This is a genomic window from Flaviaestuariibacter flavus (assembly GCF_004337505.1).
Classification (GTDB): domain Bacteria; phylum Bacteroidota; class Bacteroidia; order Chitinophagales; family Chitinophagaceae; genus Flavisolibacter; species Flavisolibacter flavus.
The window spans coordinates 114,496-131,174 of the sequence record NZ_SJZI01000046.1 but is presented as its reverse complement, the minus strand read 5'-3'; the positions used below and the strand labels follow the sequence as shown (position 1 = coordinate 131,174).

General features: G+C 59.4%; 14 protein-coding genes. 4 read left to right on the top strand and 10 right to left on the bottom strand.

Translation table 11 applies throughout. The features are described 5' to 3' along the window. Positions 1–35 precede the first annotated feature (35 nt). The gene (locus EPD60_RS13070) at positions 36–644 is read right to left on the bottom strand and encodes a DNA-3-methyladenine glycosylase (protein ID WP_131449971.1); all 609 of its coding nucleotides are present in this window, start codon (positions 642–644) and stop codon (positions 36–38) included. Positions 645–819: 175 nt separating this feature from the next. Here EPD60_RS13070 and EPD60_RS13065 point away from each other — a divergent pair, with 175 nt between their 5' ends. After that, entirely contained in the window at positions 820–1,578 is a 759-nt protein-coding gene (locus tag EPD60_RS13065; RefSeq protein ID WP_131449970.1) for an EI24 domain-containing protein, read from the top strand. Continuing rightward, complete coding sequence (locus EPD60_RS13060) at positions 1,575–2,276, top strand: SAM-dependent methyltransferase (protein ID WP_131449969.1); 702 nt, start codon at positions 1,575–1,577, stop codon at positions 2,274–2,276. The genes EPD60_RS13065 and EPD60_RS13060 overlap by 4 nt, the downstream gene beginning before the upstream one ends. Before the next feature lie 4 nt (positions 2,277–2,280). On the opposite strand, the gene EPD60_RS13055 is transcribed toward EPD60_RS13060, so the two are convergent. Both EPD60_RS13055 and EPD60_RS13050 read right to left on the bottom strand, forming a co-directional pair. After that, positions 2,281–2,682 carry a hypothetical protein gene (locus EPD60_RS13055; RefSeq protein ID WP_131449968.1) on the bottom strand — a complete coding sequence of 134 codons (402 nt, stop codon included), beginning with the start codon at positions 2,680–2,682 and terminating at the stop codon, positions 2,281–2,283. A 147-nt stretch (positions 2,683–2,829) separates the two neighbouring features. Continuing rightward, positions 2,830–4,221: a M20/M25/M40 family metallo-hydrolase gene (locus EPD60_RS13050; protein WP_131449967.1), complete on the bottom strand. Its 1,392-nt coding sequence runs from the start codon at positions 4,219–4,221 to the stop codon at positions 2,830–2,832. A gap of 162 nt (positions 4,222–4,383) precedes the next feature. Here EPD60_RS13050 and bshA point away from each other — a divergent pair, with 162 nt between their 5' ends. After that, the gene (gene bshA, locus EPD60_RS13045) at positions 4,384–5,520 is read left to right on the top strand and encodes an N-acetyl-alpha-D-glucosaminyl L-malate synthase BshA (protein ID WP_131449966.1); all 1,137 of its coding nucleotides are present in this window, start codon (positions 4,384–4,386) and stop codon (positions 5,518–5,520) included. A 194-nt stretch (positions 5,521–5,714) separates the two neighbouring features. On the opposite strand, the gene EPD60_RS13040 is transcribed toward bshA, so the two are convergent. From EPD60_RS13040 to porU, 6 genes are all read right to left on the bottom strand, one after another. Next, the gene (locus EPD60_RS13040) at positions 5,715–7,013 is read right to left on the bottom strand and encodes a murein hydrolase activator EnvC family protein (RefSeq protein ID WP_131449965.1); all 1,299 of its coding nucleotides are present in this window, start codon (positions 7,011–7,013) and stop codon (positions 5,715–5,717) included. A 51-nt stretch (positions 7,014–7,064) separates the two neighbouring features. Then, positions 7,065–7,877 carry a lipoprotein insertase outer membrane protein LolB1 gene (gene lolB1, locus EPD60_RS13035; RefSeq protein ID WP_131449964.1) on the bottom strand — a complete coding sequence of 271 codons (813 nt, stop codon included), beginning with the start codon at positions 7,875–7,877 and terminating at the stop codon, positions 7,065–7,067. An 8-nt stretch (positions 7,878–7,885) separates the two neighbouring features. Beyond that, positions 7,886–8,329 (bottom strand): dUTP diphosphatase, encoded by a 444-nt coding sequence (dut, locus tag EPD60_RS13030; RefSeq protein ID WP_131449963.1) that lies wholly within the window; start codon positions 8,327–8,329, stop codon positions 7,886–7,888. Between the two features lie 34 nt (positions 8,330–8,363). Next, on the bottom strand, positions 8,364–8,843 hold the full coding sequence (gene ispF / locus EPD60_RS13025) for a 2-C-methyl-D-erythritol 2,4-cyclodiphosphate synthase (RefSeq protein ID WP_131449962.1): 480 nt from the start codon (positions 8,841–8,843) through the stop codon (positions 8,364–8,366). Positions 8,844–8,995: 152 nt separating this feature from the next. Then, positions 8,996–10,210: a type IX secretion system outer membrane channel protein PorV gene (gene porV, locus EPD60_RS13020; RefSeq protein WP_131449961.1), complete on the bottom strand. Its 1,215-nt coding sequence runs from the start codon at positions 10,208–10,210 to the stop codon at positions 8,996–8,998. 76 nt (positions 10,211–10,286) lie between these two features. After that, the gene (porU, locus tag EPD60_RS13015; protein ID WP_131449960.1) at positions 10,287–13,709 is read right to left on the bottom strand and encodes a type IX secretion system sortase PorU; all 3,423 of its coding nucleotides are present in this window, start codon (positions 13,707–13,709) and stop codon (positions 10,287–10,289) included. Between the two features lie 210 nt (positions 13,710–13,919). Here porU and EPD60_RS13010 point away from each other — a divergent pair, with 210 nt between their 5' ends. After that, positions 13,920–15,449, top strand: a complete 1,530-nt coding sequence (locus EPD60_RS13010; RefSeq protein ID WP_207896654.1) for an SUMF1/EgtB/PvdO family nonheme iron enzyme — start codon at positions 13,920–13,922, stop codon at positions 15,447–15,449. A gap of 43 nt (positions 15,450–15,492) precedes the next feature. Here EPD60_RS13010 and EPD60_RS13005 read toward each other — a convergent pair whose 3' ends face one another. Continuing rightward, on the bottom strand, positions 15,493–16,638 hold the full coding sequence (locus EPD60_RS13005; protein ID WP_131449959.1) for an MFS transporter: 1,146 nt from the start codon (positions 16,636–16,638) through the stop codon (positions 15,493–15,495). Positions 16,639–16,679 lie beyond the last annotated feature (41 nt).

The following is a 16,679-nucleotide window of genomic DNA, read 5'->3' as shown; positions in this document are numbered from 1 at the left end:
TGCAAAATTCCCGTCCAACGGCCCCAAATGCCCGCCTAGCGCGGCCTCCCACTCACCGAAGGATGGCCCTGCACATAGAAACGGTAAGGCAAAAGCGCGTCTTCGCCGGCATAAGCCACCCCGATCCGCGGGGAAACGGCGATGGCGCCGGCGGGATAGCGGAATCCGTCGTCGGCGATCAGCAGCTCCGGCCCCTCCAGGGCAAGCCCGCACTGGCTCGTATGAAAACCGAGCGCCTTGCCCACATTACCCGGGCCGCGGGTGAGCGTGGCGTCGGCCTTTGCCTTGCCCGTGCGCCGCAGCATCACGTCGATGCCCTCCAGCGGCTCCAGGGCCCGCACCAGGATGGCATGCGCCACTCCTTCCACGTTGGTGACGATATTGAACATCTGGTGGAGGCCGTAACAGAGGTACACGTAGGCCCGCCCGCCCGGCCCGAACATCACCTCGGTGCGCTTCGTGCGGCCCTTGTAGGCATGCGAGGCGCGGTCCTGGCTGCCGTGGTAGGCCTCCGTTTCGATAATCCGCCCCGACGTGCGCTCGCCCTTAAACTCCGTCACCAGCACCTTCCCGATAAGCGCATAGGCCAGGTGCACCGGGTCGGGATGCTCGTAAAAAGAAAGCGGGAGCGGCTTCAGGGGCATGCGTGCAAGTTAAGCGGAGAGAAAGAACGCAGATCTTTATGATCTCTTATGATTTACGCGGATCGGTACCAGCATCCGCTTAAATCATAACCAATCAGCGTATCCCCCCTGCGGGATCAGCGTTCCTTCTCTCCCGTCCCCGGTTTGCGTATCTTGCCGGCACAACCGCTCCCGTTTGCTCAAAGAGATCATCATCGCCATCCAGTCGTACTTCGAGGCCCACGCCTTCATCAGCCGGCACCGCCTGTGGCGCTGGATTCTGGTGCCTGGGATCCTGTACATGCTGCTGTTCGCCGCCGGCATCTGGTATTTCTGGCATTCCTCGGAGGCCGCCATCGGCTTCTTCAGCCAGAAGACCGGTCTCACCGCCTGGCTGCAACGGGAGCGCAACGGGCTGCTGAGCGTGCTGTTCATGCTGGCCACCATCTTCCTGCAGCTGTTGCTGCTTGTCTTTTATTTCTCCCTGTTCAAATACCTGTTTCTTATCATCGGCTCACCGGTATTCGCCTACCTCAGCGAAAAGACCGAAGCCATCCTCGAGGGCAAAGACTTTCCCTTTTCACTGCCGCAGCTGTTGAAGGATATTGGCCGTGGCATCCGCATCGCGCTGCGCAACGGCCTCTGGCAAACTGTGTATATGATCGCGCTGGTGCTGCTGTCGCTCATCCCGCTCGCTGGCTGGGTAACACCGCTGATCGCGCTTTTTGTAGAAAGCTATTACTACGGCTTTTCCATGCTCGACTATAGCCTCGAGCGCTCGCGCATGACCGCGCCCGAAAGCATCGACTATATCGGGCGGCACAAGGGACTGGCCATCGGCAACGGGATGATCTTTTACCTGATGCACCTGGTGCCCCTGCTGGGCTGGGTGCTGGCACCGGCTTACGCGGTTGTTGCCGCCACCCTGAGCCTCCATAAAATCAAGAACGCATGAGTGCGACCGTTTACCTGATCCCGACCGTGCTCGAAGAAGGCGCGCTGGCACCGCTGCCCGCCTACGTGCTCGACGCCGTCAAGGCCTGCAGCCAGTTTTTCGTGGAAAATGAGCGCACCGCGCGTCGCTTTCTCAAAGCCCTCTGGAAGGAAATGGTCATCGACGATTACGGGTGGCATAATATGCGCGAGCTGACACCGGAGGTGCGTACAGCATTTCTACGGGCCCTGAAGGAGGGAAAGACAATCGGCATCCTCAGCGAAGCCGGCTGTCCCGGCGTGGCCGACCCCGGCCAGCTGCTGGTAAGCCTCGCACAGGAGCAGGGTGCCACCGTACGTCCGCTCGTCGGACCGTCATCCATCCTGCTGGCCCTGATGGCATCGGGCATGAACGGCCAGCAGTTCCGCTTCAACGGTTACCTGCCCATCGAAGCCGGTGAGCGCCAGAAAGCAATCAAGGCCCTTGAGACAGAGTCGCGGCAGAAAGACTGCACCGAGATCTTCATTGAAACACCTTATCGCAATAACCAGCTGCTGGAAGTTTTGCTGAAGACCTGCGGACCGCAAACGCGGATCTGCGTCGCCGCCGACCTCACCGGCCCCAACGAGTTTATTCAAACAAAAACACCCGCACAATGGCGGGTGTCGCTGCCGGAGCTGCATAAGCGGCCGGCGATCTTCCTGCTGCATGCCGGCTAGAAGCTTACTCTTCCTTTACACCGTCCACGATGTACTTCGATTCGCCGCGCCAGAAGAGCGCCCCGCGTTTTTCGGTATAGTGCAGCGAAACGCGATGTCCCTCCAGCTGCAGCAGGCGCGTTGCCACGCTGTCTTCGGACACGGAAAAGAAGAACTTTTCGGAAGCGATGGGAACGTTGTTATTTCCGGTAACACTACTGAGGATTAACTCACCCTCATAGGTTTTGAACAGGTTGCCCTTCCTGGAAAATTTCTGCAGGAGCCCGAAGCGGTTGCCTTCGCTATAGGTGTTGAAATAATGCCAGTAGACAAAGATGCCCAGCAACAGCAAGCCCAGCAGCAGGATGCTGCTGATAATGCGGCGGGCGCCGCTGCGGGTGCGGTCGGAAACTGTAAGCCGATCCATATTTCGGTTTAAGCTTACATCCTAAAAAAGCAGACCAAACCAAAATCTCCGATCTCAGATGTCAGATCTCAGATCGAAGCGATTTACCATGAGCTGACTCACTTCGATGACGCCATACTACAAATCTGAGATCTGATATCTGAGATCCTAAAGCCCGTATTTATCCACGAGGTAGATCAACGCCGCGATGTTGACGGCACCGAGCTCCAGCTCGCGCTTGTTGACGTTTTCAAACACATCGTTGGCTGCGTGGTGTACGTCGAAGTAGCGCTGGGAGTCGGGTACAAAGCCACAGGTCGGCGTTTTGAGCTGCTGGCCGAGGGGGCCGATGTCGGAGCCGCCGCCGCCGCGCAGGAATTCAGAAGCGCCATAGGGTGCCAGCAGCGGCTGCCAGGAAAGAAACTTCTGGAACGGTGCATCTGGCGCGCTCAGGCCAAAGCCGCGCGGCGTAAAGCCGCCTTCGTCGCTCTCGAGCGCGAAGATGTGCTGCTCGCCTTTCGCTTTCGCCTCTTCGGCGTATTTGCGGCCGCCGCGCAGCCCGTTTTCTTCGTTGGCAAACAACACGAAGCGGATCGTTCGCTTCGGCTGGTAGCCCAGGGCCTTGAAAGCACGAAGCACCTCGATGGTATGCACCACGCCGGCGCCGTCGTCGTGGGCGCCCTCGGCGGGGTCCCAGCTATCGAGGTGGCCGCCGATCGTGATGATCTGGTCGGGAAACTCGGAGCCCCGCAGCTCGCCGATCACGTTGTGACCGACCGTATCCGGGAGAAAGCGCCCGAAGGTCTGGAGCGTGGCCCACACGGTCGTGCCCGAGCGGATGGCGCTGTCGAGCCAGTCGGCGTCGCGGAGGCCGAGGGCCACCGAGGGCACGGTTTTCACGGTGTCTCCGGAGGCCGTGGTGCCGGTGTGCGGGAAATTATCGGTGCCTTCCGAGAGGCTCCGGATGGCCACCCCTACGGCGCCATAGCGCGCGGCGCGCACCGGGCCCTGCCCGCGGTAGGCACCGGCGTCGCGGTAGGCCTCGAAGGTGTGCACATAACGGGGGTTGAACTTATAGTTGAAGAAAACAATCTTTCCCGCTACGGAATCCTTCTTCGCCTCCAGCTCGGCAAAGTCGTGCACCAGCAGCACCGGCGCCCGGCGCGCGCCGTTGGAGGCGAGCGAGTTACCCAAAGCGATCGCGGAGAGGCGGCGCGTGCTCCACTTGCGGTTTTTGCCATCGTTGGCCGTAAGCCGTTCGGCCTGGAAGATGTCGTAGCCGCCGCGCACCCAGTGCGGCACCATACATTCCTGCAACCACACCCGGCCGGCGCCGGCTTCCTGGAGGGCCCGCTGGCCCCAGGCTTCGGCCTTCACCATCCCCGGAGAGCCGGCAAGACGGCCGCCGACACCCTTGGTGAGTTGCCGCAGGTTCTCGTAGGCACGGCTGTTCTCGAGGATCTCGTCGGCAAGCCGGCGGATGAAAAGAGAGTCGACGTTTTGAGCAGCTGCTGCGCCGGCGATCAGGAGGCCGGCCAGGAAGGAAAGGGTACGCTTCATGAGCTAAAAATATCGAATAACGAATATCGAATAACGAATATCGGCGAAAGGAAGCCCGCCACCTGCATACCGGTTCTCCACCGATATTCGATATTCATGTAATCGATATTCAATATTCCTTGCACCCGGGTGTACCTTCGAAGCCAAATGGAAAAAGCCCCCATGCGGATCGGAATTGTTTGCTATCCCACCTTCGGCGGCTCCGGCGTGCTGGCCACCGAGCTGGGCAAGGCGCTGGCGCAGAAAGGACACCAGGTGCACTTTATCACCTACCAGCAACCGGTGCGGCTCACCGGCTTCATCCCCAACATATTCTACCACGAAGTGCAGGTGCCTACCTACCCGCTCTTCGACTACCCGCCTTATGAGACGGCCCTGGCCAGTACCATGGTAGACGTGATCAAGAACAACCACCTGCAGCTGCTCCATGTGCACTATGCCATCCCGCATGCCTCGGCCGCTTATATGGCCCGGCAGATACTGGCGCAGGAAGGCATCCACGTGCCGGTGATCACCACCCTCCACGGCACCGACATCACGCTTGTGGGCCGCGATAAAATGTACGCGCCTGTGGTCACGTTTTCGATCAACCAGAGCGATGCCATCACAGCGGTTTCGCAAAACCTGCGCGACGAGACCTTCCGCAACTTCAATATCACCAAGCCGATACACGTTATTCACAACTTCGTGGATGTGGCCCGCTTCCAGCGCAAGCCCATTGATGCTTTCCGCAAAGTGATCGCGCCCAACAACGAGCGCATCCTGCTGCATGCCTCCAACTTCCGCAAGGTGAAGCGCGTGCAGGACGTGGTGCACATCTTCGCCAACGTGCTGAAGCAGATCCCCGCCAAGCTGCTCTTCGTGGGCGACGGGCCGGAACGCGCCACCGCAGAAGGCCTCAGCCGCGAGCTTGGGGTGTGCGACGAGATCCGCTTCGTGGGCAAGCAGGAACAGATGGAAGATATCCTCGCCATTGCCGACCTTTTCCTCCTCACCTCGGAATATGAGTCCTTCGGACTCGCCGCGCTCGAAGCCATGGCAGCCGGTGTACCCGTGATCTCCACCAATGCCGGCGGCCTCGGTGAGATCATGATCGACGGCAAGACCGGGTATATGGGCGCTATCGGCGACATCGACACCATGAGCCGCCGTGCCGTAGAAATACTGCAAGACGACGAGCGCCTCCAGCAATTCAAGAAAGATGCCGCCGAGCACGCCAACCACTTCGACATTCACAACATCATTCCTACCTATGAGCAGTTGTATGATGATGTGATGAGCAAGGAGCTGGCGGTGTAGAATATCGAATATCGATCAAGGAATAATGAAAGTTGAAGGGAATATTCAACGTTCATTATCAGTGCTAAAGGTTATGAGCTATCCCACTTGAATATTGATCATTGAATATTGATTATTGTTTACGCGAAGCCCCCGCCATCGGCGGGGGCTTCGCTATTTCATTATTCGATATTCCTTGATCGTTATTCAATATTCTACCGGTGCAGCCACTGGCTCGGGTTCAGCCGCTTGTACTCCTGCTGCATGCCGAAGTCGATCATGCCGCCGGAGCCGTCATCGTCGCGGCCGGCAGAGCCGATCGACTGACCGCGCTTCACCTGCTGGCCCTTGCTCACGCTGGCGCTGGCGAGGTTGCTATAGATGGTGAAGTATTTACCGTGGCGGATCATTACCGTCATCACGTCGCCGGTGCCGGTAACCATGGTCACCTCTCCGTCGAAGATGGCCTTCACCGATGATCCGAGGCCGGTGCTGAGGGTAAGGAACGCGTTGTCGAACTCGAGTCCTTCCACCCTGCTCACACCATAGGGAATCTTTACGCTGCCTTGGTCCACCGGCCAGGGAAGGTTGCCCTTGTTGCGTTCGAAGGTGGCGGCCAGGGCGCGCTCGCCTTCGTTGAAGATCAGCACGCTTTCGGTTTTCGGCTTCGGTGTTGCCTTCGGGGTGCTTGCCTTCGGAGTGGCTGCCGGGTTGTTGCGGGCAGCGGCGGCTTCCGCAGCCCGGCGCTCGGCTTCGCGGCGCTCTGCTTCGCGCTTCGCAGCCTCGATCTCGCGGCGGATCATGGCGGCGATCTGGGTTTTCAGCTGGTTATCGCGCTTGCGCTTCGCCGCCAGCTGCTGCGACAGTTCCTTTTCCTGCGATTTAAGCTGCGCAGCCACGCGGTCCTTTTCTTTCTTCTGGTCTTCCAGCTCGTTGTACTGGAGCGTCTGGTTCTTCAGCGCGTTGTTCTTGTCGTTGCGCTTGACCATCAGCGATACCTTCCGGTCTTCGATCGCCTTCTGCGTTTCGCGGATGGTGGTCAGTTGCGACTGCCGGTAGAGGCGGTAGCTGCGCAGGTAGCGTACCCGCTTCAGGGCGTCGTTGAAGGAATTGGCCGAAAAAATAAAACTGAGGTAATCGTAGGAGCTCCGGCTTTTATAAGCATACACCACGCTGCGGGCGTATTGCTGCTTGAGCGAGTCGAGCTGCCGCTGCAGGCGGTTCAACTCGAGGGTGCTGAGGTAAATATCGTCGGAAAGGATATGTACTTCCTTGTCGATGCTGTGGAGGAGGCGCTGCTGCACTTCCATCCGGTTCTGGATCGCCGCCAGCTGCCCCAGGGTCGCCTTGGTGCGCCCCTTGATCTTGCTGTATTGCTCCTGGAGGTCGCGCAGCTCTTTCTGGATCGCGCGGCGCTCGTTCTCCATCCGCGTACGGTCGCTGGAAGGCTGCTGTGCCAGCACTACCCCGCCAAAGAGCGCGAGGCAGAGGAAAAGTAGCAAATGTCGTTTCATCCTTTTTGTTTTGGCCGGATGGCTATAACGCCCCCGGCGCTGGATATATTTTTAGTTGCGCTTGTAATTTTTGGGAATGCCAAACGGGAAACTTACCGGCACTCCGAAATCATACGCGCGAAAATCGAGCTTGATATTCAGTTTCTTCACTTCCGACAGCAACAGCTGGCGCTTTGTGGAAAAGAGCACGCCGTTGCTGGCAGCGTAGTCATCGTAGGTGATATCGGCCGTGCGGCTCTGGGCCGGGTCCACGTCGTCGATCTTGCTGTGGGCCAGGGTCATGTTCGACTCGTTGAGCGTCAGCAGGTGCTTGAACAGGGTGCCGACACTCAGCATGGTAACCGTTCCGGATGACGGGTTGCGGGTGTAGGAGCCGACGGTGTCGAGAAACACCGGGTTGCCGACGATAAGATCTTCCATAATGGAAAGAGTCAGCGGCATATCGGTCTGCTCCTGCAGAAAGCGCATGCTGCGCGCGGTATATACCTTATTCAGCTTGTCGAGGATCTTTACCGAGTCGCGCGTGATGTAGGCGCGGATCGCCTCAATACCAAGCAGCGCATTGGCAGAAATCCAGATGGCACTATCCTTCTGCATGCGGATCGTGGCGTTGACGTTGTAATTCTTGTTAGTAGCGTCTTTATAATCGATGTTGACCTTTGCAGAAAAGGTCTTGTACGTGATGTGGTGCCCGCCGAGTTGCTGCAGCGCGCCATGGATGAAGGCGAGGCTGTCGGCGCGCCCCGACGCGGAAGCTACCTGGCTGCTGTCCTTCCGGTTGTTGATGGCCACGCCGATCTTCCGCGTGGAGCGGCAGGAGCTCGCCAGGATCACAATGCAAATGAGCGTCAGGAGTCTGTTCATGTTTCTTTCTATTCTTTTCCGGTAGAGCCAAAACCGCCGCCCTGCCGGGCCGTGCTGCCAAGGCTTTCCGCGGGTATCCAGTCGAGTCGCTCCACCCGCTGCAATACCAGCTGGGCGATGCGCTCACCGGGTGCTATGACCTGCGGGCCGCTGTCGAGATTGATCAATAATACCTTAATTTCTCCACGGTAGTCGGAGTCGATGGTGCCGGGGCTGTTGAGGCAGGTGATTCCCTGCCGGGCGGCGAGCCCGCTGCGGGGCCGCACCTGTGCTTCATAACCATGGGGGAGTTCGATAAAAAGGCCGGTAGGTACCAGGATGCGCTGCAGGGGCGCTAACGATACCGCCTCCCCCAGGTGCGCGCGCAGGTCAAGCCCGGCACTGCCTTCGGTGGCATAGGCCGGCAACGGCCAGGGCGACTCATTGCGAACGGGTACCGCGACGGGGGTCATGCTTCAAAGATAAGGGGCCATGCTGCGAAAGATGTTAAAGCCCTTGCAATAATGCCGTGGCATAAGCCACTACGCCTTCCTTGCGGCCCACGAAGCCCAGTTGCTCGGTGGTGGTGGCTTTTATCGACACCTCGCGTACGGTCACGCCCAGCACACCCGCAATCACTTCCTGCATCTTCGGCACATAGGGCTTGATCTTCGGCTCCTGCAGGCACAGCGTGGAATCCACGTTCACCACGCGCCATCCTTCGGCCGCGATCAGTGCTGCCGTTTCGCGCAGCAGGATGGTGCTGTCGATATTCTTGTAGCGGTTATCCGTATCCGGGAAATGCACGCCGATATCACCAAGCGCCAGCGCCCCGAGGAGGGCATCGCAGATCGCATGGAGCAGCACATCGGCATCACTGTGCCCAACGCAGCCGCGCTCATACGGCACGTGCACGCCGCCCAGCATCAGCTTACGGCCTTCGCCCAATTGATGAAAATCAACACCCGAACCGACACGGAAGGACATGATGAAAAATTTGCGGCGAAGATAGGGTGCGTGAACCGTGAGCCGTCAACCGGGAATGCTTTCGCCAAAAACAAAAACGTCCCGCCAAAAGCGGGACGTTTTTTCTTACCGTGCATCGCGAGCTCACGGCTCACGGTTGACGGTTCACGAAATTATTGGGCCGACGTGCTCGTTGTGCTGCCATTGCCGCCACCACCGAGGTCGAAGGCCAGCGAGAAGCGCAGGGTGTTCGACAGGGGGTTTTGGTTGATGGTGTTGCCACCGGCAGGAACGAGGTAGGAGAAGTTCAGGTTGAAGGCGCTGTACTTCAGGCCGACACCGGCAGAGAAATGGCTGCGGCCGCCCTTTGTCTTGTCTTCGTAGAAATAACCGGCGCGGAGCATGAACTGGTTGTTGTAGGTGTACTCGGCACCTACCGACAGCTGCCATTCGCGGAGCTCCTCGCTGAAGCCGCCGGAGGCGTCGCCGAAGGAAGAGAACCAGCTACCCACCACGCTCTTCTGGCGATAGGCGTTGGCCTTCGCCGTATTGCGGTCCATTACCGCCTGTGCGTCGGGCGAATTGGGGTTTACCTCCTCAAAATCGGGAGGCGTCGGCACCAGCAGCTTGTTCAGATCGAGGCCGATCATCAGCTTGTTGCTTTCGTTGAACACACGGGTATAAGCCGTACCCAGCGCGAGGTTGGCCGGGATAAAGTCTTTCTGATTGGCGTTGTTGGTGTACGCGATCTTGGCACCCAGGTTGGTCAGCGCAAGACCGAAAGCCCAGCCCTGTCCGAGATCGTTCTGGCGGTTGTGGTACAGGCCGATGTCGCCGGCTACCGAAGAACCGGGCTTGTAGCTCGTTCCGGCGCTCGAAAAGTTGCCGGCCAGGTTGGAGTGGATGTATTTCAGGCCAACACCGATACCGGTGCGGGGCGACAGCTTGCGGCTGTAGCCGACATCGATGCCGAACTCGCGGGGACGGCCGGTCTGGAGTTCATTGCCGTTCTCGTCGGTGAAGGGAATGTCGCCAAGGCTGAAATAACGCAGCGAGCCGGAGATCGCGGAGTTCTCATCAAGCTTATAGTAACCGGCGGCGGATGCCAGGTATACGTCGTTTACAAATTTTTTGAGCCAGGGGGTATAGGTGAGGCTGACACCGCCTTTGGCTTCATTGAAGGGAACTTTTCCGAGGTTGAAATAAGAAGAAGCGGCATCGGGATTGGTGGCGACCGAGAGGTCACCCATACCGCCGGCACGGGCATCGGGAGAAATACGGAGGAAGGGAACGGCAGTCGTAACGACTTTCAAAGGTTCTTGCGCCTGAACAGCTGTCGAACCTAGAAAGATCGCACCGACCGTGAGTTTCAAAGCAGTCGCTCTCATAAAGATTTTTTGAAATAGAGGTGTGAAAATATACAGTTTTGGTTTATACGCAATTTTTTCTTCGGCAACGTTCCCGTCATAGAATCACAAGCTTTTGCAGTTGGGTGGCCTTTTTTCCGTCGCCGCTCTCCACTACCAAACGGTAGATGTACACACCTCTCCCGACACGGGCACCGAAGTCGTCGGCTCCATCCCATTCAACTTCACTCGAACGGTTGCCGTCATTATTTATTGTGCGGCGAAGCGTTTTTATTAAGCGGCCCGTGACGGTAAAAATCTCCACCCGGGTATTCAGGTCGATACCCGGCTTGTTGTGCTCGAACCAAAACTGGGTTTTCGTGGTAAACGGATTCGGGTAATTCAGCACGTGGTCGAGCACGAGCTCCTTGTCCTTCGCCACGGTGAAATCCAATGTATAGGTGCTGGAATTATTAAGCACATCCCAGGCCTTGATGGTCAGCGTATGCTTCCCGGGTGTAAAGGCCGGCAGCTGGAAGCGCACCCGCCCGCGCTGGTAGGTGTCGGGCTCCGTTTCGTAAAAGTCATTCAGCACATAATAATTACGGTTATTGCCATCCACGGTCACCACGATGTCGTGGTCGATGCCCGCGTTGCCGGTGTTGATGCCCGAGCTGTCGGCAAGGCGGAGCAGCAGCACCGGATTCTGGTCGGTCACCGATCCGCTCACGAAGCGCTCGTCGTTGAGGAAGGCCCGGATCTGCGGCCCTTCTTTGTCATCTGAAGCTCCCGGTACGATGCCCCCGATAATGACGCTGTTGCTGACCCCGCCGGCATCGCGGGTGCTGTCCTGTGCATAAAAGCTCATCCGGCCGGCGCCGTGCTGGAAATTGATGTCGCGCGGAACGCGAAAACTGAACTTAAACCGGCCGCCCGACGCCGTTACCCGCCCGCGGAACAGCGAGGCCGTCTGCTGCTGAAAGGAAGTCGGCGGCGAAGCCGGGGTGTTGCCCAGGGTCCGCACCACCTGCGGCTTGTCAAATAGCGTCAGCCATACGTTGCCGTTGAAGTCGGTGAGGCGTGTCCCCTGCGCGTTGGTCACCTCCCCCTCGATCTCGGCAAACTCGGTAGCGTTCAGCGTATCTGCCGTAGCGATGGGATGACCGTTCACCAGCAGGGGCCGCACCCGGCCCTTCGGGAAGCCAAGCGTCATCGCCGGGTCGCCGAGGAGGGCGAACTTGCGGTTATTGTTCACGTCTCCGTTTGTGAGATAAGTCAGGTTCTTCGACGCCTGCACGGCCTCGCCGAGGGTCTTGTAACGGCCCGAGGCATCGGGCTGCAGTGCCGTCTGCAGGTAGTTGTTATTGAGTACGCGGTTGCTGTACGCAAACACCACGCGGCTGGTGGTCATCAGCGCGATGGCGCCGGTTTGGGGGCGCACCAGCAGGTTCTCACCCAGCGAATTGATACCCGGCAGGTCGTAGGGAGCAAAGTCGCAGGTAGCCGTAATGAACAGCGGGAGGCGGTTCTGGTTTTTCCAGTTGTTGACAATATCCTGGTCGGCGATCGTCTCCTCCGCCAGGCGGGCGTAGCCGCCGTGACCGCTGTAGTTCCAGATAAGGGCGCCGGCGAGAATATTGTTGTTGATGGCGGCGTTGGCCTGCGGGTAGGCGCCACCCGCCGTTCCGCCCTCGCGGCGGTAGGCATCGAGGTAGATCTTTTGCTGGTTGAGGAAGGGAGCCTGTGTCTTTGTTGTGGAAGCCATCACCTCGGCGTCTTCGAGGTGCAGGTTCTGGTCGCCGTCGTCGGCAACAAAGGTCGCATTGTTGCGCCAGGGCCCGAAGCCGGCGGGACTGTGATACGCCAGCAGTTTCGCCACGAAGTTGCCCGCTTCGGTGGCATTACGCACCGGGATACGACCGATGCCGATGTCGAGCGTGTTGGGAACGAGCAGCGAATGGATGTCTTCATTGTCGTCGAGGAAACCGAAAAAGTCGTCAGAGGCATAGGTCGAAAGCGGGTCGAGGGAGGAAGGGCTCTCCCATACCGGGACGAAATTGGTATTGTTCCGCACGCGGTCGCGGTAATCGAAGGAGCCGCGGCCCAGCAGCAGCAGGTATTTACCGGAAGCTCCCCAGGTGGCGCGCTGCCGGTCGTAGAACATCTTGGCAAAGTCGCGGATCGCCGTGGGGTCGCCGGTGGAGCCGCCGAACTCACGGAATACCTGGTCGGTGGTAACCACCAACACCTGCAGCCCGTCGCGCTGGCGGTGGAAGGCGGCAATAGCATTGGCCTGGGGCAGGAAGTCGGGATGGGTCACCACCAGGAAATCGGCCGCGGGACTGCCGTGGAGGTCCTGGTTGGGAACGGCTCCGGCCGCCACCGGCACCCCGAAATCAGTTCCAAAAGCAACGTATTCACGCAGGCGTTCCGTGGGGGCGGTAAAGCTGAGCTCAGCCGCCGACAGGGTTGCCGGCATGCGCACCGCATTGAAGGGGTCGGTGACGTCCCATACGGTGGTGCTGGCAGCCGCGCCGCCGATGCGGAAGGTGGCATTGCCGGTGCCCACGGTGCTCCAGTCGCGGAACTGGAGCTGCTGACCCGGCGCCATCGCCAGGGAGCGGCGGAAAACGACTTCCAGCCAGTCGAGCCAGCCCTGGGCATTGAACGAACCGTTGGTGACATAATTATAGGCGAGGCTGATACCGCTGCCGCCCGAAAGGATCGTAAAGCCGGTTTGGGTGGTCTGCTGTGCAAAAAGATCGTTGAAAACGCCGGTAACCGGGAAAACGCCCACCTGGAGCGCCGGCTGGCCGTTGAGGCTGATATCGAAGCGGGTGGTAACGCCGATGGAGCGGGCCGCCACGCGGGTGCGGAGCGCCGCCTGGGTTCCGGCAAGGGCGCCGGGTACATTAAAGGTAAAGGTGCGGTTCAGCGCGCGGCCGGGCAGGGCGCTGAACTCCTCGCCAAACCATTCGCGGCCGCTGGAAAGGAAATTGACCGAGTCTTTTTCGTAAAACACCCGCTCGTCGAAGCTGGTGACGCTCTGGCCGCCGCCCAGCACCGGGCCGGTGGCCACCCGCTTGCCCGTTCCGCCGACGGTGAGGTAATAATAAGCGACGTCGCTGTACAGGTTTTTCGTGTGCTGGAAGCTGCGGTTGACGGAATCTTTTTTCCAGGGGTGCGGACCGGGGCTATAGAAATAAACGACGTCGGTGGAGTTGATAACGCCGTCGCCGCCGTCGGCAACCGTGATGGCGAGCTCTTCGAGGTCGTCGATGCGGGGAGCGCTGTTGCTTTCGGGCAGCATGCCGGGGGTGGCGCCATACACCCGCAGGGCGCCGGCGGGCAGGTTGGCGCCGAGGCCGAGGGCGGCCAGGAAGGCACCGTCCATCCGGTACACCCCTTCGGTGGATACCGCCACGCGGTACCAGGTTCCGGCGGCGAGCACGGAATGCGCCTTATAGGTTCGCTGGGCGCCGGCGCAGATCCATCCCACGCACCCCAGAAGCAGCAAGCCGGCACGACACAAAGCAGTCATCGGTGTAAAATAACAAGTGATACGGTAAATATGGCAAAAAAACGAAATCCCTTCCGGGTTTAAACTAAACTTTCTATATTCGCAAACCTTGATACCTCAACGAACTGCGATACAATAATTACGAAAAACCGTCGTTTAAAGTATCCGGCCCCGCTGGGTTTCAAAGAAAAATCTTTACCAGTAGTCCTTGAAAGACAAATCAAACGCTTTATGCAACTGAAAAACCTTGCAATCCTCCTCACCTCCGCGGCCATGCTGGCCTCCTGCGGCAAAGGCAAGAAGGCAAAATCCGATGTAACCGGCTGGAATTACAACGACAAGAACATGGGCGGCTACCAGGTAGCCAAGTCCAAAGAGCAGGGCACCGGCCCCGGTCTCGTGTTCGTTCCGGGTGGTACCTTCACCATGGGTCAGACTGAAGAAGACGTCATGGGCGACTGGAACAATATCCCCCGTCGCGTAACGGTTCCTTCGTTTTACATGGACCGTACGGAAGTAGCCAACGTACACTACCGCGAGTACCTGTTTTGGCTGAACCGCATCTTCCCCGCCGACGACCCCGCCAACAAAAAGATCCTCGACGCCGCCCTGCCCGATACCCTGGTATGGCGCTCCGAGCTGAGCTACAACGAACCCCTCGTTGAATATTATTTCCGTCACCCCGGCTTCAACGACTACCCGGTAGTGGGTGTGAGCTGGAAGCAGGCCTACGACTTCTGCCTGTGGCGCTCCGACCGTGTTAACGAAGGCATCCTGATGCAGAAAGGTTATGTCAACAACAAAGGCATCGCCTCCCAGCAGCAGGAGCAGAACTTCACTACGAAGTCTTACCTCCTCGGTCTTTACCAGGCCCAGCCCGGTAAGCCGAAGAAGAACACCCTCAAGACCCCCCAGGGCACACCGCGTACCAACGTAACGATGGAAGACGGTCTGCTCCTCCCCGACTACCGCCTCCCCTTCGAGGCAGAATGGGAATACGCCGCCTATGGTCACATTGCCAACAACCCGCGCAAGAGCACCAAAGAAGGCAAGCGTGGCGAAGAGCTGGTGACCAACAAGCAGGTTTACCCCTGGACGGCTAACATGAACTACAGCGGCCTGCGCGAAACAAAGCACGGCTCCTGGCATGGTCAGTTCCTGGCCAACTTCAAGCGGGGCTCGGGTGACAACGCCGGTGTGGCCGGTGGCCTGAACGACCGCGCCATCTACACGGCGCCCGTACAATCCTTCTACCCCAACGGCTTTGGCCTCTACAATATGGCCGGCAACGTAAGCGAGTGGACTGCCGACGTTTTCCGTCCCCTCACCTCGCTTGACGCCGACGACGTAGCGCCCTTCCGTGGCAACAAGTTCATGAAGCTCTATAAGAACGCCAACGGTGAGGCTGAGATCGACTCCACCGGCCGCGTGAAGATGGAAGCCGTGACCGATGCCGAAAGCCGCAGCCGCCGCAACTACCAGCGTGGTAACGTGATCAACTTCCTCGATGGTGACTCCCTGTCCGACGCCTCCTACGGTTATGGCAAGACCACCCTCGTTTCCGACAAGAGCCGCGTTTACAAAGGCGGTAGCTGGAACGACCGCGCTTACTGGCTGAGCCCCGGTGCCCGCCGCTATATGGAAGAAGACCAGGCTTCGAGCATGGTAGGCTTCCGCTGCGCCATGGACCGGATGGGTTCGCCCGAAGGCAAAGGCCGCAAAACCGGTAACTACTGGAAAGAGCGCAAGCAAAAGCGCTAAGCAAATAAACGCTCTATCAAAGCCTCCACCACGGGAGGCTTTTTTATTGCTGCTCCTTTCCAAGAGCCAGCAGTCCGAAGAGCGGCCCGGGCGCCAGCAGCAGGAAAAGCATCCCCTCCGGCCATACGCCCTGGAGCCGCCCCAGCAACGCAATAGAAACAACGGTAATGGCAAATCCAAGCGAGGTCACCAGGGTGAGCGCCGTGCCTTTTTGAGCTGCCGGTGCCCTCCGGGCTACGAGGGTAGAAAACATCGGCGAGTCGGCCACTACCATAAAGCCCCAGAACAACAGGAAAGCGGTAAAAAGCGGCAGGGGCAGGCGGAGCGCCAGCGGAGCGGCAAGGCAGCAGGCAAGCGAGCCGAGCAGTGCGGTACGCGCCACCGCCGCGGCCCCGCTGCGCAAAGCCCGGTAACCGGCCCAGACGCAGCCCGCCGCACCGGCCAGGATACCGGCAAAGGAGAGCGCAGCGACATTGACATCCGCGTGCCGGTAGGCCATGATATAAAGGGGGAGAAAGGTCCAGAAAGCATAGAGCTCCCACATATGCCCGAAATAACCAAAGGCGGCCCGGCGGAGCGGCGCATTACCAAAAATGCCGAAGGCAGCGCCCAACTGTACCGCGGTCCCGCCGGCCGGCCGGGGCACCGGCACAAGGAGCAGCAGCAGCGTGCCGCCAAGCACCGCCAGTCCCGAAAGAGTAAACAGCACGACATCGGCAGGAAGCTGAACGGACAAACCCCGAAGTCCGTGCGGCAGGGCCGTGCCAACCACCAGGGCGCCCACCAGGTAGCCCAGGGCTTTACCAAGGCCAGCCGGCGATGCTTCTGCTGCGATCTTCATCCCAACCGGGTAAATGCCCGCCAGCAGGAAGCCCGTGCCGAAACGAAGACCGAGCATTGCCGGGTAGGAAGTACAAAACGGGATCCCGGCATTGAGGGCTGCGCCGGCCAGGGCACAGCAAAAGAAAACCCGCGTGCTGCGGTAGCGGTCGGCGATGGCCAGCACCGCGAAGAGCAGCGTGCCGCCGATAAAACCGGCCTGCACCGCCGCCGACATCGAGCCGGCGGCACCCGGCGGAAGGCCAAGCCGCTGTGCCAGCGTGGGAAGCACGGCATTGCCGCCAAACCAGAGCGAGGTGCACAGCGCCTGCGCCAGCACGATAATCACAAGCGGACGGGAAGGGGCCATAGACGAAAGTAATGTTTGATCTCAGATGTCAGATCTCAGAT

What these genes read in the sequence shown, in the direction of transcription:
- EPD60_RS13060 (WP_131449969.1), top strand. Translation starts at nt 1,575, where the DNA reads ATGAGTGCGACCGTTTACCTGATCCCGACCGTGCTCGAAGAAGGCGCG.
- EPD60_RS13040 (WP_131449965.1), bottom strand. Translation starts at nt 7,013, where the DNA reads ATGAAACGACATTTGCTACTTTTCCTCTGCCTCGCGCTCTTTGGCGGG.
- EPD60_RS13050 (WP_131449967.1), bottom strand. Translation starts at nt 4,221, where the DNA reads ATGAAGCGTACCCTTTCCTTCCTGGCCGGCCTCCTGATCGCCGGCGCA.
- lolB1 (WP_131449964.1), bottom strand. Translation starts at nt 7,877, where the DNA reads ATGAACAGACTCCTGACGCTCATTTGCATTGTGATCCTGGCGAGCTCC.
- ispF (WP_131449962.1), bottom strand. Translation starts at nt 8,843, where the DNA reads ATGTCCTTCCGTGTCGGTTCGGGTGTTGATTTTCATCAATTGGGCGAA.
- bshA (WP_131449966.1), top strand. Translation starts at nt 4,384, where the DNA reads ATGCGGATCGGAATTGTTTGCTATCCCACCTTCGGCGGCTCCGGCGTG.
- EPD60_RS13070 (WP_131449971.1), bottom strand. Translation starts at nt 644, where the DNA reads ATGCCCCTGAAGCCGCTCCCGCTTTCTTTTTACGAGCATCCCGACCCG.
- EPD60_RS13010 (WP_207896654.1), top strand. Translation starts at nt 13,920, where the DNA reads ATGCAACTGAAAAACCTTGCAATCCTCCTCACCTCCGCGGCCATGCTG.
- porU (WP_131449960.1), bottom strand. Translation starts at nt 13,709, where the DNA reads ATGACTGCTTTGTGTCGTGCCGGCTTGCTGCTTCTGGGGTGCGTGGGA.
- dut (WP_131449963.1), bottom strand. Translation starts at nt 8,329, where the DNA reads ATGACCCCCGTCGCGGTACCCGTTCGCAATGAGTCGCCCTGGCCGTTG.
- EPD60_RS13055 (WP_131449968.1), bottom strand. Translation starts at nt 2,682, where the DNA reads ATGGATCGGCTTACAGTTTCCGACCGCACCCGCAGCGGCGCCCGCCGC.
- porV (WP_131449961.1), bottom strand. Translation starts at nt 10,210, where the DNA reads ATGAGAGCGACTGCTTTGAAACTCACGGTCGGTGCGATCTTTCTAGGT.
- EPD60_RS13005 (WP_131449959.1), bottom strand. Translation starts at nt 16,638, where the DNA reads ATGGCCCCTTCCCGTCCGCTTGTGATTATCGTGCTGGCGCAGGCGCTG.